Source organism: Sneathiella sp. (genome assembly GCF_036960985.1).
GTDB lineage: Bacteria > Pseudomonadota > Alphaproteobacteria > Sneathiellales > Sneathiellaceae > Sneathiella.
On the sequence record NZ_JBALWD010000024.1, the window covers coordinates 37,926 to 64,471 of the forward strand.

23 protein-coding genes are annotated in these 26,546 nt (G+C 45.9%); 16 read left to right on the forward strand and 7 right to left on the reverse strand.

Translation table 11 applies throughout. The annotated features are described in order from the left end of the window. Positions 1-36: 36 nt before the first annotated feature. The gene (locus V7723_RS13690) at positions 37-987 is read right to left on the reverse strand and encodes a dimethyl sulfoxide reductase anchor subunit family protein (RefSeq protein ID WP_335685049.1); all 951 of its coding nucleotides are present in this window, start codon (positions 985-987) and stop codon (positions 37-39) included. 170 nt (positions 988-1,157) lie between these two features. After that, on the reverse strand, positions 1,158-1,862 hold the full coding sequence (locus tag V7723_RS13695) for an RNA polymerase sigma factor (RefSeq protein WP_335685050.1): 705 nt from the start codon (positions 1,860-1,862) through the stop codon (positions 1,158-1,160). Positions 1,863-2,128: 266 nt separating this feature from the next. Here V7723_RS13695 and V7723_RS13700 point away from each other — a divergent pair, with 266 nt between their 5' ends. The 13 genes from V7723_RS13700 to V7723_RS13760 all read left to right on the forward strand — a co-directional run bounded on the left by V7723_RS13700 (position 2,129) and on the right by V7723_RS13760 (position 13,775). After that, on the forward strand, positions 2,129-2,545 hold the full coding sequence (locus V7723_RS13700; protein ID WP_335685051.1) for a RebB family R body protein: 417 nt from the start codon (positions 2,129-2,131) through the stop codon (positions 2,543-2,545). Positions 2,546-2,589: 44 nt separating this feature from the next. Next, a complete protein-coding gene (locus V7723_RS13705; protein WP_335685052.1) occupies positions 2,590-3,048 on the forward strand; it encodes a hypothetical protein in 459 nt (152 codons plus the stop codon). 204 nt (positions 3,049-3,252) lie between these two features. Continuing rightward, positions 3,253-3,609 carry a RebB family R body protein gene (locus V7723_RS13710; protein WP_335685053.1) on the forward strand — a complete coding sequence of 119 codons (357 nt, stop codon included), beginning with the start codon at positions 3,253-3,255 and terminating at the stop codon, positions 3,607-3,609. 36 nt (positions 3,610-3,645) lie between these two features. Beyond that, positions 3,646-3,966, forward strand: coding sequence for a RebB family R body protein (locus V7723_RS13715; RefSeq protein ID WP_335685054.1), 321 nt, complete (start codon positions 3,646-3,648; stop codon positions 3,964-3,966). Positions 3,967-4,003: 37 nt separating this feature from the next. Further along, entirely contained in the window at positions 4,004-4,360 is a 357-nt protein-coding gene (locus V7723_RS13720; RefSeq protein ID WP_335685055.1) for a RebB family R body protein, read from the forward strand. 112 nt (positions 4,361-4,472) lie between these two features. Continuing rightward, positions 4,473-4,841, forward strand: coding sequence for a RebB family R body protein (locus V7723_RS13725; protein WP_335685056.1), 369 nt, complete (start codon positions 4,473-4,475; stop codon positions 4,839-4,841). 67 nt (positions 4,842-4,908) lie between these two features. After that, a complete protein-coding gene (locus tag V7723_RS13730; RefSeq protein WP_335685057.1) occupies positions 4,909-5,238 on the forward strand; it encodes a RebB family R body protein in 330 nt (109 codons plus the stop codon). A gap of 467 nt (positions 5,239-5,705) precedes the next feature. Continuing rightward, the gene (gene recQ, locus V7723_RS13735; protein ID WP_335685058.1) at positions 5,706-7,511 is read left to right on the forward strand and encodes a DNA helicase RecQ; all 1,806 of its coding nucleotides are present in this window, start codon (positions 5,706-5,708) and stop codon (positions 7,509-7,511) included. A gap of 102 nt (positions 7,512-7,613) precedes the next feature. Beyond that, positions 7,614-8,072: a (2Fe-2S)-binding protein gene (locus V7723_RS13740; protein ID WP_335685059.1), complete on the forward strand. Its 459-nt coding sequence runs from the start codon at positions 7,614-7,616 to the stop codon at positions 8,070-8,072. Between the two features lies 1 nt (position 8,073). Beyond that, positions 8,074-10,338: a xanthine dehydrogenase family protein molybdopterin-binding subunit gene (locus V7723_RS13745; RefSeq protein ID WP_335685060.1), complete on the forward strand. Its 2,265-nt coding sequence runs from the start codon at positions 8,074-8,076 to the stop codon at positions 10,336-10,338. A gap of 49 nt (positions 10,339-10,387) precedes the next feature. Then, entirely contained in the window at positions 10,388-11,056 is a 669-nt protein-coding gene (locus tag V7723_RS13750; protein WP_335685061.1) for a DNA-3-methyladenine glycosylase I, read from the forward strand. Between the two features lie 77 nt (positions 11,057-11,133). Then, positions 11,134-12,258 carry a CaiB/BaiF CoA transferase family protein gene (locus V7723_RS13755; protein ID WP_335685062.1) on the forward strand — a complete coding sequence of 375 codons (1,125 nt, stop codon included), beginning with the start codon at positions 11,134-11,136 and terminating at the stop codon, positions 12,256-12,258. A gap of 44 nt (positions 12,259-12,302) precedes the next feature. Continuing rightward, the gene (locus V7723_RS13760) at positions 12,303-13,775 is read left to right on the forward strand and encodes a DHA2 family efflux MFS transporter permease subunit (RefSeq protein ID WP_335685063.1); all 1,473 of its coding nucleotides are present in this window, start codon (positions 12,303-12,305) and stop codon (positions 13,773-13,775) included. A gap of 26 nt (positions 13,776-13,801) precedes the next feature. On the opposite strand, the gene V7723_RS13765 is transcribed toward V7723_RS13760, so the two are convergent. The 3 genes from V7723_RS13765 to V7723_RS13775 are packed head-to-tail and all read right to left on the reverse strand — an operon-like array spanning position 13,802 to position 18,834. Further along, a complete protein-coding gene (locus V7723_RS13765; RefSeq protein WP_335685064.1) occupies positions 13,802-15,886 on the reverse strand; it encodes a 3-hydroxyacyl-CoA dehydrogenase NAD-binding domain-containing protein in 2,085 nt (694 codons plus the stop codon). Positions 15,887-15,922: 36 nt separating this feature from the next. Beyond that, entirely contained in the window at positions 15,923-16,957 is a 1,035-nt protein-coding gene (locus tag V7723_RS13770; RefSeq protein WP_335685065.1) for an NADP-dependent oxidoreductase, read from the reverse strand. 29 nt (positions 16,958-16,986) lie between these two features. Further along, positions 16,987-18,834, reverse strand: coding sequence for an AMP-binding protein (locus V7723_RS13775; protein ID WP_335685066.1), 1,848 nt, complete (start codon positions 18,832-18,834; stop codon positions 16,987-16,989). A 139-nt stretch (positions 18,835-18,973) separates the two neighbouring features. Between V7723_RS13775 and V7723_RS13780 the strand changes: the two genes are divergently transcribed. Then, the gene (locus tag V7723_RS13780) at positions 18,974-19,606 is read left to right on the forward strand and encodes a TetR/AcrR family transcriptional regulator (protein WP_335685067.1); all 633 of its coding nucleotides are present in this window, start codon (positions 18,974-18,976) and stop codon (positions 19,604-19,606) included. Between the two features lie 10 nt (positions 19,607-19,616). Here V7723_RS13780 and htpX read toward each other — a convergent pair whose 3' ends face one another. Both htpX and alaS read right to left on the reverse strand, forming a co-directional pair. Then, entirely contained in the window at positions 19,617-20,600 is a 984-nt protein-coding gene (htpX, locus tag V7723_RS13785) for a zinc metalloprotease HtpX (RefSeq protein ID WP_335685068.1), read from the reverse strand. A gap of 332 nt (positions 20,601-20,932) precedes the next feature. Continuing rightward, positions 20,933-23,590, reverse strand: coding sequence for an alanine--tRNA ligase (alaS, locus tag V7723_RS13790; RefSeq protein ID WP_335685069.1), 2,658 nt, complete (start codon positions 23,588-23,590; stop codon positions 20,933-20,935). A gap of 215 nt (positions 23,591-23,805) precedes the next feature. Between alaS and V7723_RS13795 the strand changes: the two genes are divergently transcribed. After that, positions 23,806-24,753 carry an AAA family ATPase gene (locus V7723_RS13795; protein WP_335685070.1) on the forward strand — a complete coding sequence of 316 codons (948 nt, stop codon included), beginning with the start codon at positions 23,806-23,808 and terminating at the stop codon, positions 24,751-24,753. After that, complete coding sequence (locus V7723_RS13800; RefSeq protein WP_335685071.1) at positions 24,753-26,183, forward strand: vWA domain-containing protein; 1,431 nt, start codon at positions 24,753-24,755, stop codon at positions 26,181-26,183. Before V7723_RS13795 ends, V7723_RS13800 begins: the two co-directional genes overlap by 1 nt. Positions 26,184-26,546: the final 363 nt, after the last annotated feature.

Sequence of the window (26,546 nt, forward strand, 5' to 3'; positions counted from 1 at the left end):
TAAGATAAAAAAGGGTCAGCATAACGCTGGCCTTTTTTATGCTTCAGTGGCGCCGTAGTAAAGATTTACGGTATGTTTTGCTTCAGCAAAAAACAACCATCGTTCAACGAGAATTCCAATTCCCATTGAAATTACTGCAAAACCGGCTGCAAATGCAGCACCGATGCCCTCTAGCAGTAGCGAAAGTACCAACAGAAGGATCGGAGCAAAAAAAGCACTGAAATAGACCAACTGTCGAAGTCGGACGGAATGCCGCCGAGCCACAACAAACCCCATTTCCTTGACCAAGTAATTATCTTCGGTGTGAGGGGCTTCAAATTGACGGACAGCGCCAAATTCCCCCAATCCAGTAGCAGATTCTGGGGATGAAGCGCTTTTTGATCCATCCAAGAACTGCCAGTACGATTTCTTCCAGATCCCAGAAATAAGCAGCAGGACAATCGCCAAAGCGCTTATGAAGTCAGCCTGGTATCCCCAGATCAACATCAGAGCGCTTAAAAATACGCATCCAGTTGTCAAAGACAACAGAAGATAGCCCAAAGGTACTCGCCAATTCGACCAAGCATGAACTGTCTTTAGACTCGCATATATCATCGCGGTGCAATATACGGTCGAAACGCAACAAATTATCGCAATAATTCCAATTATTTCTACAGAAATGAAATATTCTTCTGAAAAGAAAATGAGATATGAAGCATAAATACCCGCAGGTATAAAGGTTATTAGTGCGAGCACACCTTCGCGGCTCAACCACGATGACCGCCATTGGCTCAGCGCACGCCAGGCTCTTTCTGGATGTCCTAGGTGAAACGTGGACGACAACAGGCCACTTCCAATCAAAACAAAAGAAAAAGCATATCCAGATAGAAGAAAATAGGAATATGTCGGCAAAATGCTAAAAATATTGCCAAATATAAGTGCAAAGAGGAGCCCGTACCCCGCTCCTGACGATGTCGTGAAAAATATTACAGATTTTGCCGGATGCATTTACATATACTTCCTAAGGAACAGCCTAATTGCGAAACGAAACTATGAGTTTAACGGTATCCGCCCCAGACTAATAGTAGCCACCTGCAAAAAATTGAAAATCGTCTCTGATCCTGCCCGTCAAATGGGAAGACACTTGTGCTCTTCATCGCAGGCCAGCCCGTGTCAAATCATCCCGACCATACATGTAGGAGTTTTCTCCGCAAAGCACTTCGCCCCTGTTGCACCCGTTTCCGCGCGTTATCATTCGTAATCAATAGCAATTTCGCGATATCGGTATACTCCTCGCCCTGAACTAGCCGCAATATTACCGGCTTTTGCAGACGATCCGGCAATTCACGGATCGCGCAGAGAAGTATTTCACTTAATTGGTCATTAATTAGCGATCCTTCCGGGGATAAATTTGTTGTTTCAAAAATAGAAAAGTCCACAGAGTTTATTTCTCTGACGCGTTCACATAATGTTTTAAGTCGTTTGTTCGAACGGTGTTTATCGATACAAATATTGTGTAATAGTCTGGCAAACCATGCGCGTTCATTACTAATTTGGTCGGCATGGAATTCATATTTTTCGTATGCCCGGATGGTTGCTTCACTAAATGCGTCTTCGGCATCCGCAGCACTCACATTCATCCAAATCATGCTGAGCCGCTTGAGGTATTCTCTATGGGCATTCCACGCAGGCCAAAAATCTTGAGCTTTAGAATGCTGCTGTTGTGCAAATCCCCGATCTTTTTTTACGGAAGCAGTATCCGTTATGTACGGTGCAGGCGACGCTGTACAAATGCCAAGTTGCGTTGGTGTACCCAATTTTTCAGAAATATCGTTTTCTACACTGGCCCCGTCGACCCTTAATGTTTGGCCTGTCAATTCCACATTCCCCCCCTATAAATTTTGAATCCAATAGATCGGCCTGAACCTGGAAATGGTTCATCGCTCTATTATTACTTGGCTTCAAAAATACTCTTTTAAAGGGTAATTTTAATTTTTAATTATTATATTACGGGTGTATGTAGCATAAGATTTTTTGCCATTAATATAAAAATTAATATTTAGGTACTTACCATACTATCTATTGTTTTATATTTATTCAAAACTATATATCACTAAATAATACTGAACTTAAGATAGGAATACTTATAATGTCTGGAAAAGATGATCAAATTATTGATTCTATATTATCTGTAAACGAATTAGTACTAGGAAGTTCTGCGTCAAAATCTATGTCGACAATGTATCTTAACCTCGCCCAATCTACAGGAATGGCCACGCAGAACGCCGTATCCAATCAACAACATTTGAATATTATTAGTATGGCGGCGGCGGCGGCGAGTGTAAGTGGAATTTTACGTACTAGTTCTTCTGATCAGGTCGAGAAACTCACTCTTGAAGAAAGAGCAGCCTATCTTAAGAGCCTTTTGTCATTGGCTGGCAATACATCAGAACAAGCCAATACGTCACCGACACAAAAGGAAGTAGATCCTGCAGTAACGGCATCAACCAATGACTCTGGTGCAAATCCGTCAGTTCCTAGCGAAACCAATGAGACCGAAAAATAGATTTCACATATCGAATGTCACCCAGTCAAATTATAGGATAATTAATGCCCTCTACCACAGAGTCCTCAGAGACAGCCCCGGACACCACATCACAAAACGCAAAAATACAAAATTCTGCATCTTTCGCTATGAGTTTGCTTTATCAGTTTGCAGCACATTCTTCTGGATTATCGTTGGAAAACGCGACAATCAATTCCAATTTATTGAACAGCGTCAGTAGTTCGGGAGCAGCCGCCCTAGTGGCCCTTAAAAATGCAGAAGCCATCGCTATCAGCGCTCAAAGATCCACGATCAATGAATCCTACAACGCTCAAACTGCCACGATAACTCAAGCACTAAATGCCCAAACAGAAGCCGCGGTTACCAGCCTAAACGCCGTTACTAGTGCAGGTGGAACGGCCCTAGCTGCACAAACCAGCCAAGAAATTGCAGGTATCACAGCCGATGCTGTTGCTGCAACTGCCGTGGCGATGGATAAAATTGTGAAACAAATGGGTGGTTAATAGCGTTCCCTATAACGCACTAAAAGCCGGCACGCCGATCCCTAAACTTTCTTACCTCAGCTGACTTTCAGCTGAGAGTTTTCGCATGCCTGATAAGAATTTCTTACTTTCGCGTCACAATTTCTCAAAATCGGTCGTCTTGTCCTCATTGGAAGAGGATAAAGCTTTTTAACCGGAATAGTAATTGAGAAAAGGGACCTGAGGATGTCAAACGATACGCCGGTCAATAGTATGATTACCGACGCCGTAACACAATCAAACCTTACAGTTTTGGGTGGTGCACCGGCGCAATCCATGGCGACTGCCTATCAAATGATGGCTCAGGCAGTTGGTGTTTCCATGCAAAACGCTGTCGCAAATCAACACAGCATGAATACCATAGATAATGCGATTGTCAGCCAAGGCATCGCAATGCTGTACAGCATTGATTTAGCATCTGAAACTAAAGCATCCCAGGAAATCATGTCCGGAAACGCAAATGCCGAAATAGTCTCCGCGCTCAGGGCTATTATTCTTGAATTGAAAAAAGCGCAATCACCGCAGAAGTCAGATACCAATTAATACTTAACATAAATCAATATTTTAGGAGAAGAAACCATGGCAGAACCCACACCAATGAATGCAATGATCACCGATGCAATCACACAAACAAATGTAAGTTTAATCGGTGACGCCCCGTCAATCGCAATGGCAAATGCATACCAAGTCCTGGCGCAAGTTGTTGGCGCAGGCATGCAAAATGCTGTCTCAAATCAACAAGGTGCAAATAGCATTGATCTGGCAGTCACGACACAAGGCACCAATGTCCTCTATGCCATGTCCATGGCCGCGGACGCAAAATCAACCTCCGAAATGCTGGGCGGCAATCCAGTTGCGGAAGCACTTGTAGCTTTGAAGAGTGCCGCCAAATCATTCTAATTCCAACACATCAAATTAAAGGTAAAGGAAACTAAAGATGGCAGACAAAACTTGGGTAAACGATCAGATTACAGATGCAATTTCTCAAACGAATGTAAAGGTACTTGGTGATGCTCCGGCGGAATCAATGGGAATGCTCTATCAAATGATGGCGCAGTCAACTGGTATGTCAATGCAGAATATGGTCTCCAATCAACAGCATAAGAATACAATCGACTCTGCGGTCGTCACAGGGGCGGTCACACTCCTTTACACTCTGGATGTTGCCGCAGAAGGTAAAGCAACGCAAGAAATTCTAAGTGGTAATCCGGTCGCTGAAACCATTGCGGCGTTGAAAGGTGTCTTGTCTAGTTTTGAGAAGCCTGACAATTCACCAAGATACAACACGGCATAAACAGATTAATAGTGGAGTGGATTCTCCGGCACGATTTTGAACATTACGTACACAAAGGAGAAAAGTACGTAATGTTCAAAATACCGGGACTAACAAATCACAAGGAATAACCATGACCGAAAAGCAAAAGGTGTCCGCTCAAGCAGTGGCGGTAAATAGCCAGATTACCGATGCCATCACGCAGGCCAATACAATTAATATAGGGCTCGCGCCGGCCCAAGCTATCGCGACACTATTTCAAACGACGTCGCAGTCGATTGGGGCGTCAATGCAAAACTCTGTGTCAAATCAACAACATATGTACAGCCTTGGAATTGCCTCTTTAACTCAAAATCTGCAATCCTTGATGACTCAAACAGCAAATATTTCTGCACGTCGATCGGAACCTCCCGCATTTTATAGTCAGCGAGCTTATGGATCTTTTGACTCCCAGGAACCCGTCATTAAAACGCATGCAACAAAAAGAAATACCGACATTTAGGAACATTTTTCTGCTGGTCTACTTACGCCAGAAAACTGCTTTGCAGGCCAAGTAACGGAGACAAAAAATGACAACAGAGTCATATGTGAATAGCCAAATTACGGGCTCGATAGCACAAGTAAACCTTAGCGTATTGGGTGACGCACCTGCCGAGGCCATGGGAATACTTTACCAGCAGATGGCCCATAGCATAGGCCTCGCATTGCAAAATGTGATTGCCCAGCAACAACATAGTTTCTCTATTCATAATGCAATTACTATTGCAGCGTCGAAGCAATTACTTATGACAGATCCAGCGGCCGCGGCTCAAGCTTCGCAAGATTTAATTTCGGGAAGCGCAATACCTGAAAATCTCGCAGCACTACAAGCCGTAGTAAACGAAATTGGCAAGAAATAGACATACCTGAATTGCGATTTACTCCCTCATAGCCCGCAATCACGATAGGTGCCCTCACTCTTGAAAGCTGAAATACGATGCAAAACTGTAACGCCTCTCACGAAGGCCATTCAACCCAATGGAACGTAAAAACTATTCTCAAAAGGAGATTGCGTTGATACTAAAGGAACTATCTCATAACTTAACCGTCGATGAAGCTACGCAAAAATACCAAATATCGAAAGCTACGATTTACCGGTGGCGAAAGTAAAGTCAGAAAATAGAATCTCAGGAAGTTTCTCGCCGTAAATTAGTTGACGAAGAAAACACCCGATTAAAGCATTTTCTGGCAGAGGCTGCATTGGAGATACAATCTCTAAAGCAGCGCCTCACGTAACCGCGCATTATTTGCCTTATTGAGTAGCTAATTAGGCCAAAAATTAATTTCTGCTGTTGCTTGAAAAAAGTATATCTCTATAACTTATTCCATGTCGCTTAAACCGTTAGACGCCCTTACAAATATATTTGGATACCCCGCATTTCGCGGTCAACAAGACAAGGTAATCGACCATGTCCTGGCTAAACGAGATGCTTTGGTTCTGATGCCTACAGGGGGTGGTAAATCTCTTTGCTACCAAATACCCGCTCTATGTATGGATGGCCTCGCAGTTGTTATCTCACCTCTAATAGCTTTAATGCAAAATCAGGTTGAAGCCCTGCAACAATTAGGCATTGCAGCGGCAGCACTGAATTCTTCACATACGCGAGAAGAACAGGATGCCGTAAAAGCGGCTTTACTAAAAAGCGAACTAAAACTTTTATATATTGCACCAGAAAGATTATTTGCGGCGGGTTTCATGAATCTATTAGACAAATGCAGTATTTCTCTATTTGCCATTGATGAAGCACATTGCGTCTCACAATGGGGCCATGATTTTCGCCCAGAATATTTGAAGCTAGATGTTTTAGCAGAAAAGTTCCCAAATGTTCCTAGACTGGCATTAACCGCGACAGCAGATACCCCAACAGAAAATGATATTGTTGAACGGCTCGGCCTTCAATACGGGCATATTTTCCGAGATGGCTTTGACCGCCCTAATATCTGCTATCGCCTGGTTAGTAAAACGGGGGGAACTGCGCAATTGCAATCTTTTATCGATACTGAGCACTCCACAAACGCCGGAATCGTATATTGCATGTCACGCAAAAAAGTCGAACAAATTGCAAGCAAAATCGCGCAATCGGGTCGCATAGCCCTGCCCTACCATGCAGGCCTTTCTGCTGACGTCCGAAAAGAAACACAATCTCGATTTTTGAAAGAAGATGCTGTAATCATCGTTGCGACAATCGCATTTGGCATGGGTATTGATAAGCCTGACGTCCGATTTGTGGCGCATCTGGATCTTCCGAAAAACATGGAATCCTATTATCAAGAAACGGGCCGTGCCGGCCGCGACGGTTTACCGGCAGATGCATGGCTTGCCTACGGTTTGCAGGATGTTGCAAAGCTGAAAGCCCTCATGCAAAATCCGGATAAAAGCCAGCAACAACAGAATCTAGATCACCGCAAACTGGATTCACTCTTGCAATTTTGTGAAAGTGCCTTGTGTCGACGTCTAATGATATTGAACTATTTCGGGGAAGAAGCCCCTACGAGCTGCGGAAATTGCGATAATTGTTTAACCCCACCGGTACAATTCGACGCGACAGAAGCAGCGCAAATGGCATTTTCCTGCATATATCGTACGGGTGAAATGTTTGGCGCCGGCCATATTACAGATATATTGTTGGGATCCGAAACAGATAAAATTAAGAAATTTGGCCATGACTCACTAAAAATTTATGGTCTTGGCAAAAACTGGAGCCGGCCTGATTGGCAATCAATACTCCGACAGTTACTCGCCTTGGGAATGCTAAGTATAGATCTGGAAGGATATGGAGGATTATCCCTCCATGAAACATGTAGACCCGTTCTAAAAGGCGAAAAAACTCTTCAGCTTAAAAAGATGAGCACTCCAATAAAAGGGAAAAGCAGGTCTGGAAAGTCGCAAAAAGTTTTTACTTCAAAAGAAGAAGAGGCCCTGTTTACCCTCCTTAAAACTGTGCGTCTTGCGCTAGCAAAAGAACAGAATGTACCGCCTTATGTAATTTTTCATGATAAAACACTGCTTGAAATGGCGCAGTTCAAACCCCGAACATTAACAGCTTTCGGGGAATTGTCGGGTGTTGGAGCCAGCAAGAAAACTAAATACGGAAATCAGTTTCTAAAGGCAATCGACGAAAACTTCCCTTAAAATTGATATTTGGCCATGTTATGTTCGTCGATGAAAATTTAATACGTGTTCAGCCAAGCCCAATCCCTGTTGATATGGTTTCCATCGAAAGGTTTTCCCTAAATGTTTGAAATATCTGTAAACGGCAAAACAACAACCGCGGATGTAGAACCTGACACTCCATTGTTATGGGTTTTACGAGATACACTTCATCTTACAGGTACAAAGTTTGGGTGTGGCGTATCAGCTTGCGGTGCTTGCACGGTTCATATTGATGGTGATCCTGTCAGATCCTGCTCGATTGCGATTGAAGACGTTGTCGGTTCGGACATAACAACCATTGAAGGGCTGGCAGAAAACACACTCACAGCCGTTCAATTGGCGTGGATTGAAGAGCAAGTCCCACAATGCGGGTATTGCCAGTCAGGCATGATTATGTCTGTCTCAGCCTTTCTCAAAGAGAATCCAAACCCCACTGACGATGATATAGATGCCTCAATCACAAATATCTGTCGCTGCGGAACATATCCACGGATAAGAAAAGCCATCCACAATGCGGCCAAAAAGCAAGGAGGGCAGTAAAATGGGTAAGTTTAAACTAACACGCCGGAAATTCCTCGTTGCTGGTGCTTTGGCCGGCGGCGGACTTGCTATTGGGTATGGTTTTAAAACAGACGACCCCGATAATGCCGCCCTTTCAGCCTCAACTTCAGAGGGGGAAATTGCATTAAATGCTTGGATTAAAATAGATACCAAAGGAATTGTGACTGTTGCAATTCCCCGATCCGAGATGGGCCAAGGAATTTACACGGCACTCGCAATGCTTGTTGCTGAGGAACTCGACGCTGATTTTGAGACTATTCGGGTCGAGCAAGCACCTATTGACGACGTTTATGCAAATGTAACTGTCCTACAAGACGCCTTACCTTTTTCAGATAAATTTCATGATGGCGAAGATACAATTGGTGCCGCCGGAATGGCTAATGTAGCAGGTCTGCTTGGTGTTCAGGCGACCGGGGGTAGCACAAGTGTACGAGATGCTTGGATCCCTATGCGCCAGGCTGGTGCAACCGCCAAAAGCATGCTGGTTACAGCGGCGGCAAGAACCTGGAAGGTATCACCCGACGAATGCTCTGTTGAGAATGGTGTTATTTCTCATTCCCGAACCAATAAAAGCGGTGGTTTTGGAGAATTTGTCATTAAAGCGGCATCAGAAACTGTCCCACTGTCCAATAATCTTAAAAACCAAGATAATTACAAACTCATCGGAAAACCTGTTTACCGACTAGACATACCAGAAAAAGTAAATGGCGCCGCTGTATTCGGTATAGATATCACCCTTCCAGATATGGCCTATGCTGCCGTCAAGTTGTGTCCTGTCTTTGGCGGAAAAGTAGCCTCATATGAAGAAAAGGCTGTGGTGGAGTTACCAGGGGTCTTGAAGGTGGTTGCCTTTGAAACCGGTGTCGCCGTTATTGCCGATAGCTTCTGGCGCGCCAAAACAGCTGTTGAAAACTTACCCGTCATTTTTGAAAGCGGCGAGGCTGTTTCAACATCTTCTGATCAAATAATAGATTTATTGACCCAGAGCGTCGGCAACGACGACGCACGCACTTACTCAGAAATTGGTGATGCGACTTCAGCACTCTCATCAGCCCCCAACAAAATTACTGCCACATATACAGTACCATATCTTGCTCATGCGTGTTTGGAACCAATGAACTGTACGGCAAAAGTGACGGAGACAGGCGTAGAAGTCTGGATGCCGAACCAGGCCCCCACGTTAGTAAAATGGTTTGCCGAAAAAATTGCCGATGTGCCGGCAGAGAACATTAAAGTTCATACTACCTTGCTCGGTGGCGGTTTCGGACGACGTGCTGAAATTGATCTCGTTTTAATGGCTGTAACAATAGCTAAGTCCCTGAAAAACAGACCTGTCAAACTAGTATGGACGCGCGAAAACGATATTCAACACGATATGTACCGACCAGCTGCTGTGTCACAGTTTCACGCGGCTTTGGGGGCGGATGGGAAAATTGAGGCCTGGAAAAATAGAATTGTCAGTCAATCTGTTTCCGGCTCCTTCACCGCTCGACTTATTCCATGGGCGACAATGGATGTCCCAGACAATACTACATCCGAGGGAGCTGCCGATATACCTTATGAATTCACCAATCGGCTTGTCGATCATGTTCCCGTAACACTGCCAATTCCCGTTGGATTTTGGCGGAGTGTTGGCCATTCCTATAATGGGTTCTTTACAGAGAGTTTTATGGATGAAGCCGCTTTTGCAGCCAAGCAAGATCCCATTGAATTTCGACTTGCTCATTTACGTGACAATCAAGATTTCACCGCTGTTTTACAAAAAGCCAAAGAAGTCAGTAATTGGTCTTCGCCCTTGCCTGCCGGTAAAGGTCGGGGCGTGGCTCTTCATGAAAGTTTTGGTTCCATTGTCGCCCAGGTGGCAGAAGTATCGGTAGATGATGAAAAAGTGGTGACAATTGATAAAGTGTATTGCGTGATCGATTGCGGGACGGTTGTCAATCCTGATACAGTCGTAGCCCAAATGGAAGGCGGAATTATATTTGGCCTATCCGCCGCATTATTTGGCGAAATTACGATCGAAAATGGTCAAGTGGTCAACGAAAATTTTCCGGATTACGATATGATCCGACTCGCAAACGCGCCAGAAATCGAAACTTTTCTGGCCCCAAGCGGTCGACGCCTTGGCGGTGTAGGAGAGCCTGGAACGCCTCCAATTGCGCCGGCCGTGACAAATGCGATATTCGCGGCAACCGGCGATCGCGTTCGCACGCTTCCGCTAACTAAGTCTGGCTATTCTGCGTGATGGAAATTACGGTGGGATAAATTTCCGCCAAAAGTTGTTCTGAGGTCACATGATATCGTTCACAGAAATACAGAAAAAAGCAGAAGCTAACAGCGGCGGAAAAAAAGAATTAGCGGAGAGAATGCCTGAAATCTTGCCAAACGATAAACTACGTCAAATTGCGACAACCGATTACTTTTCGACCATGACATTCCGTGTATTTTCGGCAGGCCTGAACCAAAAAATGGTACGCAATAAATGGCCAGCTTTTGAAGAGATGTTTCTTGGCTTTGAGCCCAACAAAGTAGCTTTCTTCTCTGAAGATGATATTGAACGATTAATGACTGATACCCGTATCATACGCCACTTAGGCAAAATTCGAGCAACACATCATAACGCTCAAGCTATGATTGCACTTGAAAAGGAATATGGATCATTTGGGAATTATTTGGCGGACTGGCAGGAAACAGATGCCATAGGATTATGGGAAGACCTCAAGAAAAGATTTACGCAACTCGGCGGCAACTCTGGTCCCTATTTCTTACGAATGATGGGCAAAGACAGTTTTATGCTCACACCAGATGTCATACGGGCCCTGAACAAACTGAAAATAGCTGCGGGCAAGATTACCGCGAAGCGGGATCGCGCTAACGTACAGGCCGCATTCAATGAATGGCACAAGGAAACCGGATTGAATTACGCATCGCTTAGTAGAACTCTAGCGATTTGGATTGGATAATACCATTCTCCTTGAGTCGTCTTGAAAATAAGTTCATAGATAGAAAAAGAACAATTAAAATATAGAAGAAGATCCTTATGACCGGTCCCCTTGACGGCATTCTCGTGGTTTCACTGGAGCAAGCGGTAGCCGCTCCCTATCTCTCTTGCCAACTTGCTGATGCAGGAGCACGTGTCATTAAGATAGAACGACCAGAAGGCGATTTTGCCCGCAACTACGATACCGTCGTCAAAGGTCAAAGCGCCTATTTCGTTTGGCTTAACCGCGGCAAAGAGTCTGTTCAACTCGATGCAAAGAACGACGAGGATCTAAAGCTACTAAAGAGAATGATTTCGAAAGCAGATGTTTTTATCCAAAATCTTGCCCCGGGTGCCGCTGCGCGTCTTGGCGTTGGAAGTGAACAACTTCGTTTGGCTCATCCCCAACTAATTACCGTTGATATTTCGGGGTATGGCGAAGAAGGGCCTTATGCGACGATGAAAGCGTATGACATGCTCGTTCAGTCTGAAACAGGACTGGCAGCGGTTACAGGCTCTCCCAGTGAGCCCGGACGGGTCGGTGTCTCTGTTTGCGATATCGCTGCCGGCATGCATGGTTTGATCGGTGTTTTGGAAGCGCTGTACGAGCGCGAAAAAACAGGTCAGGGAAAATCCATTAAATCCACTTTATTCGGCGGCATGGCAGATTGGATGACGGTCCCTCTCCTGCATCAAGAATACGGAGGCAAGGCGCCGGGACGCGGCGGGCTCAGCCATCCTTCAATCGCACCATATGAAGCTTATGAAACAAAAGAAGGCGGACCAATCGTCATTTCCATTCAAAACCAAACTGAATGGAAAAACCTTTGCGACCAGGCTCTCCGAAAACCCGAGCTCGTTGACGACCCGCGATTTGTTACCAATGAAAACAGAGTAAAAAATAGAACGGAGCTCAATAAAGAGGTTAGTGCCGTATTCGGGGCTCACACTAGAAACGAGATGACCACACGCCTTTCTGATGCTCGGATCGCTTTTAGTTCGCTGAATAGCGTTGCTGACTTATCCTCCCATCCTCAAATCGAAAGAATGTCCGTAGACAGTCCTTCGGGCCCTGTAAACCTTGTGGCATCTCCCGTTCAGTTTGCCGGTGCGTCCCCAACGTATAAACCAATCCCCGGGTTAGGAGAGCATTCCCAAAAAATTCGGAACGAATTCTCCGAATAAGCGGTTTTTCCCGATACCTTCCTTTAGTTTCAGGTTACTTTTCGATGATCAGCCGCAATCAAATGCTGGAAGAAAAATACGGCGCCAAATTTAAATGGTTCGCTGTTCTTGCGGTAATTATCGGTCTGATGGCGTCGATCTTATCCTCGACGATGATCAATGTCGCCCTGACGGACATCATGGCAGAATACCGTATCACTCAAGCTTCTGCCCAATGGATGTCGACTGGATTTCTTAGCGCGACAACCATCTGTATGCTGTCCACTGCGTGGTTATTGCAAAATTATGGCGCTCGCGCTGCCTTCATGTTAGCGATCACATTGTTTTTTAGTGGATGTATGTTGGGCCAGTTCGCCCCAAATTTCAATTTGCTGATTTTCTCAAGATTGCTTCAAGGTGCTGGCGCCGGGATACTACAACCCCTGTCTATGGCTCTCGTATTTCTTTTGTTTCCAGCAAACCGACGAGGTACGGCGATCGGATTCTTCAGTATGGTCGTTGTCCTTGGTCCGGCAATTGGACCAACGGTTGGCGGCGTAATAACCGATAGTTTGGATTGGCACTATACTTTTACCGCCGGCCTTCCCTTAACTGTTTTCGCCGGTATTCTGGGATGGAAATTCCTGCCCAATAGATCAGAAATTGGATCGCGATCCCGCTTCAATTTTATCAGCTTTGGGTTTATTTCCGTTGCAGTCTCTTGTTTCCTCGTCGGACTATCCAACAGTCAATTTTATGATATTGACAATATCCTCGTGGGACCATTTCTCGCTATATCCGTCGTAGCTCTAACGATATTTATTATACGTGATGCACGTAGTCAGGCTCCTTTACTCCGATTACAGATGTTTCGAAATCTGTATTTTACGTCAACCGTTTTGATTGGTGCTATTACAAGTGCAGGAATGTTCTCCAGTATTTACATGGTCCCGTTATTCGCCCGAACCGTTCTCAATGCAAGTGCAACAGATGCTGGGTTGATGCTTCTCCCCGGCGGGCTCGCACTTGCCACTGTCTCACCTTTGGTGGGCCGAATGGTCGACAGAATGCCGCCTCACCGACTTCTGCTCACTGGCATCGTCTTGTTCTTTATTTCATCAATTGGTATTAGCTATTCAGACCAATATAGCGGTTTTTGGCTGGTTGCTGGCTGGATTATCCTGAGCAGAACAGCGCTGGGATTTATTCTGCCATCCAACAGTACATTATCACTTTCCAGCATACCCTCAGAGCATGTCCCCCAAGCTTCTGGGGCATTGAATTTTTGTAGAATGCTGGGCGGCACTGCAGGCGTCAACATTATTGCGGTCCTCATTACAGCCCGCTCCAATCACTACGAAACTGATTTAATGGAACTCCATTCAGCTGACGTGATTACATATAACGAATATCTTACGGCGACCAGTAGCACTTTTCAGGATTGTTTTCTTATTGCCGGAATTTTCTTCGCACTTGCGCTGATACCAGCATGTTATATTTCATGGAAATCAGACACAAAAAAAGGCCTCGCCGGATGACGAGGCCTTAATTCTAAGAAAAAAGCTTATAGGTCTTTAAACCCTTTACCTTCTTTCGCAAGTTTTTCTAATAAAGGAGCCGGTGTCCATTCGTCGCCGAACTCTTCCTTGAACTTCAACATATCATTATAGATATTGTCTAAACCAATATGATCGGCATAACGCATCGGCCCCCCGCGATATACCGGCCAGCCGTAGCCATAGACCCAAATAACATCAATGTCGCTGGCGCGAGAGGCAATGCCTTCTTCCAGGATTTTTGCCGCTTCATTGATCATTGGATAAACGCATCGTTTGAGGATCTCTTCATCTGATACCTGACGACGGTTGATATCGGCATCTCTCGCAGCATTGATAATAATATCTTCAACGATGGGATCGGGCTGAGGTGTCCGGTTTCCTTTTTCGTAATGATAGTAGCCATCACCAGTTTTTTGACCAAACCGGCCGAGCTCGCAAATAGCATCCGCAACTGGGCTCGTGACACCTTTGCCTTGTCGAATGCGCCAGCCCACGTCGTTGCCGGCCAAATCTGACATAGCAAATGGGCCCATTGGTAATCCAAAATCAAACAATACACGGTCAACGTCTTCAAGCTTTGCACCTTCCAAAATCAACTTGTTCGCCTGTTCACCGCGTTGGGCCAGGATCCGATTGCCAACAAACCCCTCGCAGACACCAACCATTGCTGGAACTTTTCCAATCCGTTTAGCAAGTGCCATGCAGGTTGCCATAACAGTAGCATTTGTCTTCTTGGTTCGAACTTCTTCCAACAATTTCATAACATTGGCAGGGCTGAAGAAATGTAACCCAATGACGTATTCGGGTCGAGTTGTCGCTTCACCGATCTCGTCAATATCCAAAGTGGAAGTATTCGTGGCAAGGATCGCCCCTTGCTTGCAGATTTTATCCAGCTTGCCAAATATGTCCTTTTTCACGTCCATATTTTCAAAAACGGCCTCAATGACAATATCCACATCACACAAGTCTTCGAGGTTAATACTCCCGGTCAGCAAGGATAAGCATTTTTCCATCGCATCTTGAGACATCCGGCCTTTTGAGACGGTCGCGGCATAGTTTGATTTTATTATATCCATACCTTTATCGAGAAACTCCTGCTTTGTTTCAACGATAGTTACCGGGATTCCGGCTTGCAGGAAATTCATGGCGATACCACCGCCCATGGTTCCGGCGCCGATAATACCTGCCGTATTTATATCAATCACAGGTGTTTCTTTCGGAACATCCGGGATTTTGTTTGCGAGACGTTCAGCAAAAAATAAATATTGCTGTGCGCCCGATTGCTCACCTTGCATCAACTCCATAAAGAGTTCGCGTTCTCGTTTAAGACCTTCGGTGAAAGGAAGATTTACAGCCCCCTCTACAGCCTTGATACAATTTTCCGGTGCCTCAAAATTACGGGCTTTACGGGCAATAGATTTACGAAAATCGTCGAATAAAGAAGGATTTCTCTTGGCTTCTTCCAATTTATCATTCTGGTCACTGATCTTGACGAGAGGACGTCCCTCAGCGACGACTTTTTTCGCGAACTCGATGGCACCTTCAGTCAGATCGCCATCGACTATCTCATCAATAAGGCCTACTTCAAGAGCCTTCCTGGCACCGATTGGTGCGCCGCCAGCAATCATGGTCAATGCCATTGGAACGCCGACAACCCGCGGAAGCCGTTGCGTTCCGCCAGCACCTGGCAGCAATCCCAGTTTCACTTCTGGCAGGCCAACCTTGGCACTGGCAACAGCAACGCGATAATGACAGCCAAGAGCTGTTTCCAAGCCACCCCCAAGGGCCGTTCCATGAATCGCGGCAACAACAGGTTTAGTGGAAGATTCAATCGTACCAATCACCTCGTGTAAACCAGGTTCAGTTGGAGGTTTTCCAAATTCCGTAATATCGGCACCGGCAATAAAAGTACGGCCATCGCAGGCAAGAACGATTGACGTAATCGAGGCATCGGCCATCGCAGCTTCGATACCGCCTTTGATCCCTTCCCGAACACCTTGGCTCAATGCGTTAACCGGCGGATTGTTTACCGTGACAACGCCGACAGTTCCATGCGCTTCATATTTGACAAAATTAGTTATGGCAGTCATTTTTCTTTTTCCTCTCTTAAGGTTTTTACTGACTGATTAGTTTCTTGTTGGATCATCGGAAACACGAACAAGCAGTTTCCCAAAATTTGCTCCTTTAAGAAGGCCGATAAAAGCCTCAGGCGCATTTTCAATTCCTTCAACAATATCTTCGCGATATTTTAACTGGCCGGTTGCAATCCATCCTCCCATATCCCGAAGGAAATCTGGCAAATGTTCGTAATGGTCAGAGATGATAAAACCTCTCAATGTCATACGCTTAGTCAACATATCCCGCATTAGTGCCGGTAAGAAGTTGGTCCCAGTGGGTAGAGATGTTGCATTGTACTGTGAGATCAATCCGCAAAGCGGGATACGCGCGAAATCATTAAGCAACGGCATGACGGCATCGAAGACCTTCCCGCCTACATTTTCAAAATACACATCAATCCCATCCGGGCAAGCCGCGGCCAGCTGTTCAGCGAAATCCGCGTCCTTATAATTGATACAAGCATCAAAACCGAGTTCTTCGACGACAAAAGCGCATTTATCCGCTGAGCCTGCAATTCCGACAGCGCGAGTACCTTTAATTCTGGCGACTTGGCCCACCACGCTTCCGACGGCGCCAGACGCGGCCGCAACAACAACGGTTTCGCCTTCTTTAGGCTGGCCAATTTTCAGTAATCCGAAATAAGCAGTCAAACCTGGCATACCGAGCACACCAACGGCTGTTGAGATCGGTGCCAAACTCGGATCCAGCTTCATGACACCTGTGCCGTCAGTAAGGCTATACCCCTGCCAACCTGTCCCTGTCATCACATAATCGCCGACGCTGAATCTCGAATTATTAGATTGCTCCACGACACCTACACCGCCACCCATCATTGGATCACCGAGTTGGGCACTTGCTGAGTAACTTTTCGCCTGGCTCATACGGCCTCGCATATAGGGATCCAAGGACATATAAATAGTTTTAACCAGAACTTGTCCTTCGCTCGCGGTCGGAACCGCTGTTTCAACTAATTCGAAATTTGCGGCCGTAGGCTCACCTTCCGGATAGGATTTAAGCAGTATTTGCTTATTTAAATTCGACATTAATAACGCCTTTCATTCTTTAGATTTTATTAAAACTTTAATACTGATTTATTTGCTGAGTTCGCATAGAGCTGTTGAACGAGATCTGCCCGGTTCGATAACACAGCTGACTGATTGATATATTGTTTGTCGGTGATTTCATTTTTATCGATCGACAGGGGCGCAGCCATTACAACTGCGCGGCCAGCCCGACGACTCGGCGCCCTATTTTCCTCATTATATTTTTCTAGCTTCATTCTTACCTGCTGAAGAAAATCACTGTCGACTATCGCTTCACCATCGACAGAAATGGCATCGGGGTTTCCCTCTACCTGTCGAAGGACAGATTCTGTTGGAAGTAATAGCAAGCCAACGTCATCTTTGTCATGTCCGGCTATCACGATGTCCCTTACAATCGGATCCAAGGCGTCGATAAGAGACAAACGAAGTGACCCTGTGCTCACCCATGTTCCATTCGCCAGCTTGAAGTCTTCCGCGACACGTCCGTTGAAAACTAATCCCGTTTGCTTTTCCGATGGGTCTTCCCATTTTACAGCATCGCCGATGCAATAGAAGCCGTCCTCATCAAAATATTTGGCTGTTAGATCTGGGCGCTTGTAGTAGCCAGTATGCACATTGGCACCCTTAATGCGAATTTCAAGCTTATCGCCTACCGGAACGACTTTTAAATCCACACCAGGAGTCGGAACGCCAATAAGGCCTACTTTTTCGGTTTCCCAATAGACAGCGGTGCCAGTTCCCGTGGTTTCCGTCGCCCCCCAACCGGTGCCAAACGGCATACGCAGACCGGTATACTTTATGGCAAGCACTTGCATTCTTTCAAACATTTCTTGGGATAGCGCGGCGCCACCATATTGGCAAATCGCGACATTTTTAAAAAAGGCTTTTGCAAGTTCATCATCTTTCTCAAGCTGATCGGCTAAAAACCCGTATGCTGCCGGAACACTGCTGAACCGCGTCGGCGACACGCGTTTTAAATTTTCCAATGTCCTTTGAAACAAACCAGGCGCCGGCTTGCCGTCATCCATGTAAATGGTGCCCGAGATCCGGGCGATAGCAAAGAAATTTACGTTCCCACCATATGTATGATGCCAAGGGAGCCAATCCAGAATATAGGTAGGCGTATTTACTGGGTCTCGGGGTTCAGAAACCAGCTCTAAAGTTTTCTGGGCCGCACACAACATTCCTTGTGTATTCGGCACAGCTTTCGGCATCCCAGTTGAGCCAGATGTAAAAAGTATTTTGGCAAGAGTACCGGCGTCTACTGATGCATAAGCCGTTTCCACCGCCGTTTCATCTAATGTTCCCAACAAATCACTAAAACGCAAACCACCGTATTCCGAACCTTGTGCCGTAAGAATTTCTATGTTTTCGGAATTGACGGCTGCCAGTGCATTACCGAATACGTCACCGTCTTCAGCAAAAATTAGGCCCGGCTCAGTTAATTTGACAGCATAAGCTAATTTTTCGAAATCGGTACCCAACAGCGAATAAGAAGGAGAAACCGGCGTGACGGGTACGCCAACCTGAATTGCGCCCATAGTAAGAATCGCATGCGCAAAACTATTGCCCGACAGAATCATTACGGATTTTTCCGGACCGAATCCTTGTTGCAACAGCCAAGTACTTACTTCATCCGCTTGCCTTTTAGCTTGTGCATATGACAATTCCGGCCAGTCTTCTTGGGGACCGCACTTAACTAAAAATGGCTTCTCAGGATACTCTTCAGCTGAACGGCGCCAGTAAAACGCGACGTTTTTTTCAACTTTCCCGATCGGAGTATTGCTTGTAAGGAGATATGAACCATCCTCGTTTTCTGCCACGTTAATATCTGGTGACGGACGATTGAGTTCCCTAAAAGGTACGTAGGACGACATGCCGGCAGCGAGCTCCTCTATTTTTTTTGTTCTATTTTTGTCGGCTGACTGTTATTGTGCAGCATACTGACAAAATGTCACAACAATTGCCAGCGGCAGTCAAAAAAAAGAACAAAAAAATATCAAAGGTAGAGTACCAATGACGGGACCGGCAGGAGTTGTCCTGGCAACAGATAGAGCCAGCAAACGAAAAGAAGAAAAACGCAACAGACTTTTGGAAGCTGCTCGCAAACTTTTTGTCGACAAAGGCTATCACGAAACACGCCCACAGGATATTGCGCGGGAAGCCGACGTCGCTCACGGAACTTTTTATTCCCATTACACGGATAAACGAGAAATTTTTCTGGCTTTCGCCAGTTCCGCGCAAGAAGATCTACACGCTTTTGTCCAGTCGAATATTCCAGAGGTAAATAGTTTTGAGGAATATATTCGATACAGTCTTACAGCCATTCAAGAATTCGCCGAGCAAAATCCTGGGCTACTGAGATCGGCGATGGTCGATACGAAGGTCTTTGATCCGACGGATTCCACCTCAAAAGAGGTTCGGAGCAAGTTTGCGTCTGGTTTTATTATTAGATTGAAGAATGCCTGTGATACGGGTGAACTCTACGATGATGTCGATCCGGACCTTATTGGTCATGCCATGGTAGGGTTGATTCAATTCTCCGCGCCACATGCTTATCGTAAAGGTCAGAGTCGCCAGGAATTTGTTGATCATATGACGCGTTTTCTCACTCGCGCTCTCGTAAAGAACCCACAGAATCTTAGCTGATCCAAAACTTCTATCCCCACGGACCTTTCTTATCGTCAGGATCTCCCGACTTGGCTTTTGTGTACGGGGTTGATCCTCCGCCAGATGGCTTCAAAGACGGCTCAACATTAACATAGCGAGAATTGGGCGGTCGATAATTGCCGGACCTCACCTGAACCATACTTAATGTAAGTTCCTTTAATTTTTGGACGCGATTTTTTGTTGCCGGATGCGTCGAAAATAAGCTATCCGCACGTTTTCCATGCAGGGGATTAATAATAAACAAACTGGCAGAGGCGGGATTTTTTTCTGCCGGTACATTTTCATGAGCTTGAACGCCCCGCTCTAGCTTTTGAAGTGCACTGGCAAGCCAATCAGGGTTACCGCAAATTTCGCTACCCGTGTGATCTGCAGAATATTCCCGCGTCCGGCTGATTGCCATCTGAACTAACATTGCAGCGAGTGGTGCTAATATCATTATCGCCAAAGCACCGATAATACCTCCGCTATTATTTCTGCTTCCACCAAAGAACAATGCGAAATTTGCCAACATACTGATAGCGCCGGCAAGAGTTGCAGTAATTGTCATGGTCAAAGTATCACGGTTCTTTATATGTGCTAATTCATGGGCCATGACGCCTGCCAACTCTTCCGTGGTCAGCAACTCCAAAAGACCTGTTGTTGCTGCAACGGCTGCATTCTCTGGATTGCGTCCGGTTGCAAAGGCATTGGGTTGTGCATTTTCCATTATGTACACTTTGGGCATAGGCAGATCGGCGCGCTCAGAAAGATCCTGAACAACACGCACGAGAATTGGTGCTTCGGTTTCCGTCACCATTCTAGCGCCATACATCTTGAGCACCAATTTGTCGGAATTCCAATAGGCGAATCCATTCATGCCAACTGCAATCACAAACGCTATTAGCATTCCTGTTGTCCCGCCGATCAAAAATCCTATCCCTATAAAAAGGGCGGTTATCGCTGCAATCAGCATACCGGTTTTTATGAAATTCATTGAGGTGCCTCAATTAAAATACGGGCGGAGAAACATTTTCCGCGTCAACTTGTTACGTATTCAACAACTAGCATTTTTCAATAGCATGAGATACGCCGCGTTAACCTTGGAAACGCCATATTCCTGACAAGGTTTTGCCTTTTATAACCATCAAATGCAATAATACCGGTTAGCAGCATAAAAGACGTTAGCCGGGCAAGTCTAAGGGAGGACCGTCATGTCCTCAAGATTAAGTAACATGTATGGGGGCATGACATTAGTAGCGTAACTAGTAGAGTACGGAAATCGGCGGGGGGCAGGCCTGCCGATTTTTGATTCCTATCATCGACACATCAAACCGCCGAGGCAATCACCTCACGAATGGCGGCGATGGCCTCAGCGCCTTTTTCAGCATTCGGACCGCCAGCTTGCGCCATGTCCGGGCGGCCGCCGCCGCCTTTTCCGCCCAAAGCCTCTGACCCGGTTCGTACGAGATCGACAGCATTAAACTTAGTTGCCAGGTCCTCGGTGACACTGATTACAATCGATGCTTTACCATCATTGGCCGCAATCAAAACAATAACACCACTATTCAGTTTCTTTTTTATTTCGTCGGCCATGGGTTTTAAATCTCGCGGTGGAATATCACCAAGCAAATGGGCAATGAACCCGACATCGCCAATTTTCTCAATCTCGGAGGTTTTACCGCCACCGCCGGTCGCAAGCTTCTTTCGTGTTTCTGTAAGTTCTCTTTCGAGACGCTTTCGTTCATCTAATAGCCCTGTTATACGCGTGGTCAGTTCGGCTGGAGAGCTCTTCAAAGAAGAAGCTGCATTAAACAGCATCTGTTCGCGATCATTGACATAGTTAAGAGCCGCCTGGCCAACGACAGCCTCAATTCGCCGCACACCCGACGCAAGACCAGCCTCACCAGTAATTTTCAAAAACCCAATATCACCAGTACGAGAAACATGGGTTCCACCACAGAGCTCCGTTGAATAGTCCCGACCTTTATCTTTGCTCGTATCCAGCCCACCCATACTGACTACACGTACTTCATCGCCATATTTTTCTCCAAATAGGGCCATTGCACCGGCTTTGATTGCGTCTTCCGGCGTTGTCAAATGGACAGCAACAGGCGCGTTTAAGCGAATTCGATCATTTACATCATTTTCGACCTGACGAATTTCCTCATTCGACATTGGTTTCTGATGAGCAAAATCAAACCGAAGGCGGTCATCTGCTACCAACGATCCCTTTTGTGTTACATGGTCGCCTAAGCGCTGACGCAAGGCTTCGTGCAGTAGATGTGTTGCCGAGTGATGCGCCCGCAATCGAGCCCTACGGACGCCATCAATATTGGTTTCGACAACATCGCCAATCTTAAGTGATCCCTTGGCGACCCGGCCAATATGAATGTAGAGATCCTGCTTTTTTTGCGTATCTTTTACATCCATTAGAAAACCATCGGAAGATTTCAACATTCCATGATCTCCTTCCTGTCCGCCAGATTCCCCATAATATGACGTCTGGTTCAAAACCACCATAATGTCGTCACCTTCGACTGCGGTATCCCGCTCGGCGCCATTCACAACAATAGCCTGAACCTGACCTTCAGCAGATTCAGTCTGATACCCTAAAAATTCCGACGCCCCGACGCGCTCATGCAAATCAAACCAAAGCTGATCAGTGACCGCTTCACCTGAACCTGACCAGGCAGCGCGCGCAGCAGCTTTTTGTTTAGCCATAGCGATATCGAAGCCATCCTCGTCCAGCCCCCGCTTCTGCCCTTTCAATATGTCTTTGGTCAGATCAAGAGGAAATCCAAAAGTATCGTATAACTTAAAGGCTACATCACCTGGCAGAGCTTCTTGATCACCGAGTTTATCGGTTGCGTCGCCTAAAAGTTTCAAACCCCGTTCGAGAGTTTCCTTAAATTTCGTTTCTTCAACTTTCAAAGTTTCTGTAATCAAGGATTGGGCACGCGATAATTCGGGAAATGCCTCACCCATTTCGTGCACCAATGTATTGACCAACTTCCAGATCATAGGATCCTTTGCGCCCAGCATATGTGCGTGGCGCATTGCCCGGCGCATAATCCGGCGTAACACGTAACCACGGCCTTCGTTCGACGGCAACACACCGTCAGCTACGAGAAAGGATGACGCACGGAGATGATCTGCGATCACCCGATGAGAGATTTTAAATTCTCCGTCAGCGTCAACATTGGAGACTTCTGCAGATGCCTCAATAATGGTCCGCATTAAATCTATATCATAGTTGTCATGCTTACCTTGCAGCACCGCAGTAAGACGTTCCAGACCCATACCAGTGTCAATTGAGGGGCGCGGCAAGCTTTCTCTCGTCTTCTTATTCAGTTGCTCGAATTGCATAAAAACGAGATTCCATATCTCAACAAATCTGTCACCATCTTCGTCAGGACTGCCGGGAGGACCGCCGGCTATATGATCGCCATGATCATAAAAAATTTCCGAACAAGGACCGCAAGGGCCTGTATCTCCCATGGACCAAAAATTATCTGATGTAGCAATACGTATTATTTTATCATCTGTTAGGCCCGTAATTTTCTTCCAATGCCCCACTGCCTCGTCGTCATCGTGATAAACGGTCACCAAAAGCTTTTCTTTCGACAAGCCAAATTCTTTGGTTAGCAGCGTCCAAGCATGCTCAATTGCTTCTTCCTTGAAATAATCACCAAACGAAAAATTACCGAGCATTTCAAAAAAGGTGTGATGGCGGGCCGTCCGCCCAACGTTTTCCAGATCGTTATGTTTGCCACCAGCTCGAAGACATTTTTGTGTTGTTACAGCGCGGCTATAAGGTCGCTTTTCTAATCCCGTGAAAACATTTTTAAACTGTACCATCCCAGCCGCAGTAAATAGCAATGTTGGATCATTGCGCGGTATCAAAGGTGAGCTGTCGACTTTCTCATGCCCATTCTTGGAAAAATACTCCAAAAAAGAGCTTCGAATTTCGTTTGTTGTACTCATGTCAAAAACTCCGTCACCTTTGCCGCAAATAAGGTATATATGTCTTCAGTTAAGAACAGAGCAGACTTTTACCGTGACACGCCACCCCTGTCCAGCGGGTTAGCACTGGAAATGGTGGCGCAAGCCTGTTATGGAAAGAGTTCGGATTTGAATTTAAAAACTAATAATAACACGGGAAACAATTTTCCCTGTCCGAAAGAGAACGGAATTATCACGTGAGTATTATCGATAAAGACCCGGCGGAAGCCATTGACCTCATTAAAGCTGGTTTTGAATCTGCTGGTTACATATGCGATCGACATATAGCAACGTCAATTTATCTGTCGCAGAAGCTTGATAAACCGATCCTCGTCGAGGGTCCGCCAGGCGTAGGGAAAACGGAGCTCGCAAAAGCCGCGTCTGAATTGCTCGGCGCTCCGATGATCCGCCTCCAATGTTATGAAGGGTTGGATGAATCAAAAGCGTTATATGAATGGAAATATGGCAAGCAACTTCTGTATACGCAAATCCTCAAGGAAAAATTAGGCGACCTGCTTGAAGATGCCGTCGGGTTAGATGAGTCTATGGACAAATTGCACCAGTTCGGAGACAGCTTCTATTCCGAAAAATTCCTGGAAGCTCGTCCGTTACTTCAAGCCTTGAAATCCGACGTAAAAACAGTCCTTTTGATTGATGAAATTGATAAATCTGATCACGAATTCGAAGCCTATTTGCTTGAAATCCTATCAGACTACCAAATTTCGGTACCAGAGATTGGTACCATCAAGGCAAAAACCAAACCGCTCGTCTTCCTGACCAGTAACAATACGAGAGAAATGAGCGACGCCCTAAAACGACGCTGTTTACACCTTTATATTCCTTTTCCGGATACTGAATTGGAACGGAGAATTATCAAGACCCGGGTTCCCGAATTGGACGAAAACCTCCGTAATCAAATCGTATCATTTGTCCAGCAACTAAGAACTCAAGACCTCAAGAAATTACCAGCCGTTAGCGAAACCATCGATTGGGCACGAACATTATTATTGCTGCACGCCGAACAGCTTGACGCTGACATGGTCCGCAATACTTTAAATATGCTTTTGAAATTTGAGGAAGATATAGAAAATACCAACTCCGATGTTCCGAAATTCGTGGCGATCGCACATAAAGAAACTCGCTAATGGATAGGCCTCTCGCAGAATTTATAGAAATGCTGCGATATGCGGATATTCCGGTATCTATTGGTGAAAGCCTGGACGCGGCGGAAACCGTGCAACTCATTGGCTACGATGATCGTGGATTATTGAAGGCCGCGCTGTCACAGGTCATGGCAAAAACTGTCGAAGAGCATGACAGTTTCAACCGCTGCTTTGATGAATTTTTCAGCTACAATATCGAATTTGATTTTAAGAACGATCCGGAAACCGTGGACGGCGAAAATAGCCCCGGCACGCCCCTTACCGATCCGGAACCCGCCAACGAAAACGATGACCTCTCTTCCAGTGAGTCTGATGAGGAAAAGGACAATAACCAGGACTCTGAAAGTCCGCTTGGCGACCCTAATGCTTCGCTACTAGATATGCTGGAGCAAAATGACCAGACTGCCCTGGCCCTGGCAATGACGCAGGCCGCAGGAAAGAGTAATCTGGGTGGGATAGTTCTCATGACACAGCGCGGCTTGTTTACGCGCCGTATAATGGAACAAATGGGGCTCGATCAAATCAACCAGGAAATTCTGGCGCGAGAAGAACAAGGTGATGACGAAGGTGCAGTGGATCTTGCAGGACGACTGGAAATATTATTCGATGCTGTACGAGATATGGTGGAGAGACAACTAGCACTCACCAGCAGCGGAAAAGGTAAGCAATTCCGTCAAGATGTTCTCAAAAAAATCCGATTGTCGAATATTGAACATCGTGATTTCAAAAATATGCGCGAAATCGTCCGCCGAATGGCCAAACGCTTGACCGATATGAACTCCCGCAAACGCAGAGTTAAAAATCGGGGCCAGCTTGATATACGTAAAACAATTCGCCGTAATATTGCTTATGACGGAATTTTGTTTGAAACTCACTGGAAGCAAAAACACAAAGATCGTCCGAAAGTTCTTGCCGTCTGCGATGTTTCCGGCTCCGTCGCCTCCGTGGCAAGATTTCTCCTGCTTTTTCTCTATTCCTTGAACGAGGTTCTTCCAAAAGTCCGATCTTTCGCATTTTCAGGTACACTGGGTGAGGTAACCGATCTTTTCGACCGTCTCGGACCAGAGGACGCCGTCCCTCTTGCCATTGACCAGTTTGGCGGTCGTTCGACGGATTATGGCCGCGCCATGGAAGATTTTAAGGATTTGATATTCGATGAGATCGATAATCGGACGACGGTTATCTTTCTAGGGGATGGCCGATCTAACGGGGCAGATCCACGTGTCGACATATTAAAGGAAATCAAATCGCGGGCAAAGCGAGTAATTTGGCTGAACCCGGAACGCAAATCAATCTGGGGGTCGGGCGATTCAGAAATGTTGCGAATTGCCCCCTATTGCACGACAGCCGCAACTTGTAATTCGCTAAATAAGCTCGAGCTCATCATACGTGACCTCCTCAAATCAAACTGAGCGAATTTTGGGACGGCTTCTAACCACTTGTCGTTACCAAGCTACTCTTTAGACAAGCCGTTCCTTCCGTTTAGAATCCAATATTCAGATTTATAATTGATCAAGATCAACAGACGATATCATCGTCACTGTACGATCGGGAAAGAATATAACTACGCCAATTGGCGAAAAGAGATATTTTTCCTGGAGAAGTGACATGAGAACCTGGACCGCTTTTTACACGCTTGCCCTGAGTCTCGCATCCATTTGCCTACTCTTATTGCCAGCGGCATCGCAAGCTGAGGAAACATTTGCCGCTGCCGTAAAAAACGGAAAACTCCTGACAAATATACGGATCCGTTATGAATTTGTAGATCAGGAAGG

Bases quoted from the DNA above. Each gene is read 5' to 3' on its own strand.
- V7723_RS13800 (WP_335685071.1), top strand. From the start codon at position 24,753: ATGGATAGGCCTCTCGCAGAATTTATAGAAATGCTGCGATATGCGGAT.
- V7723_RS13780 (WP_335685067.1), top strand. From the start codon at position 18,974: ATGACGGGACCGGCAGGAGTTGTCCTGGCAACAGATAGAGCCAGCAAA.
- V7723_RS13740 (WP_335685059.1), top strand. From the start codon at position 7,614: ATGTTTGAAATATCTGTAAACGGCAAAACAACAACCGCGGATGTAGAA.
- V7723_RS13715 (WP_335685054.1), top strand. From the start codon at position 3,646: ATGGCAGAACCCACACCAATGAATGCAATGATCACCGATGCAATCACA.
- V7723_RS13765 (WP_335685064.1), bottom strand. From the start codon at position 15,886: ATGACTGCCATAACTAATTTTGTCAAATATGAAGCGCATGGAACTGTC.
- recQ (WP_335685058.1), top strand. From the start codon at position 5,706: ATGTCGCTTAAACCGTTAGACGCCCTTACAAATATATTTGGATACCCC.
- V7723_RS13690 (WP_335685049.1), bottom strand. From the start codon at position 987: ATGCATCCGGCAAAATCTGTAATATTTTTCACGACATCGTCAGGAGCG.
- V7723_RS13730 (WP_335685057.1), top strand. From the start codon at position 4,909: ATGACAACAGAGTCATATGTGAATAGCCAAATTACGGGCTCGATAGCA.
- V7723_RS13750 (WP_335685061.1), top strand. From the start codon at position 10,388: ATGATATCGTTCACAGAAATACAGAAAAAAGCAGAAGCTAACAGCGGC.
- V7723_RS13775 (WP_335685066.1), bottom strand. From the start codon at position 18,834: ATGTCGTCCTACGTACCTTTTAGGGAACTCAATCGTCCGTCACCAGAT.
- V7723_RS13770 (WP_335685065.1), bottom strand. From the start codon at position 16,957: ATGTCGAATTTAAATAAGCAAATACTGCTTAAATCCTATCCGGAAGGT.
- V7723_RS13760 (WP_335685063.1), top strand. From the start codon at position 12,303: ATGATCAGCCGCAATCAAATGCTGGAAGAAAAATACGGCGCCAAATTT.
- V7723_RS13700 (WP_335685051.1), top strand. From the start codon at position 2,129: ATGTCTGGAAAAGATGATCAAATTATTGATTCTATATTATCTGTAAAC.
- V7723_RS13725 (WP_335685056.1), top strand. From the start codon at position 4,473: ATGACCGAAAAGCAAAAGGTGTCCGCTCAAGCAGTGGCGGTAAATAGC.
- V7723_RS13710 (WP_335685053.1), top strand. From the start codon at position 3,253: ATGTCAAACGATACGCCGGTCAATAGTATGATTACCGACGCCGTAACA.
- alaS (WP_335685069.1), bottom strand. From the start codon at position 23,590: ATGAGTACAACAAACGAAATTCGAAGCTCTTTTTTGGAGTATTTTTCC.
- V7723_RS13745 (WP_335685060.1), top strand. From the start codon at position 8,074: ATGGGTAAGTTTAAACTAACACGCCGGAAATTCCTCGTTGCTGGTGCT.
- V7723_RS13705 (WP_335685052.1), top strand. From the start codon at position 2,590: ATGCCCTCTACCACAGAGTCCTCAGAGACAGCCCCGGACACCACATCA.
- htpX (WP_335685068.1), bottom strand. From the start codon at position 20,600: ATGAATTTCATAAAAACCGGTATGCTGATTGCAGCGATAACCGCCCTT.
- V7723_RS13720 (WP_335685055.1), top strand. From the start codon at position 4,004: ATGGCAGACAAAACTTGGGTAAACGATCAGATTACAGATGCAATTTCT.
- V7723_RS13755 (WP_335685062.1), top strand. From the start codon at position 11,134: ATGACCGGTCCCCTTGACGGCATTCTCGTGGTTTCACTGGAGCAAGCG.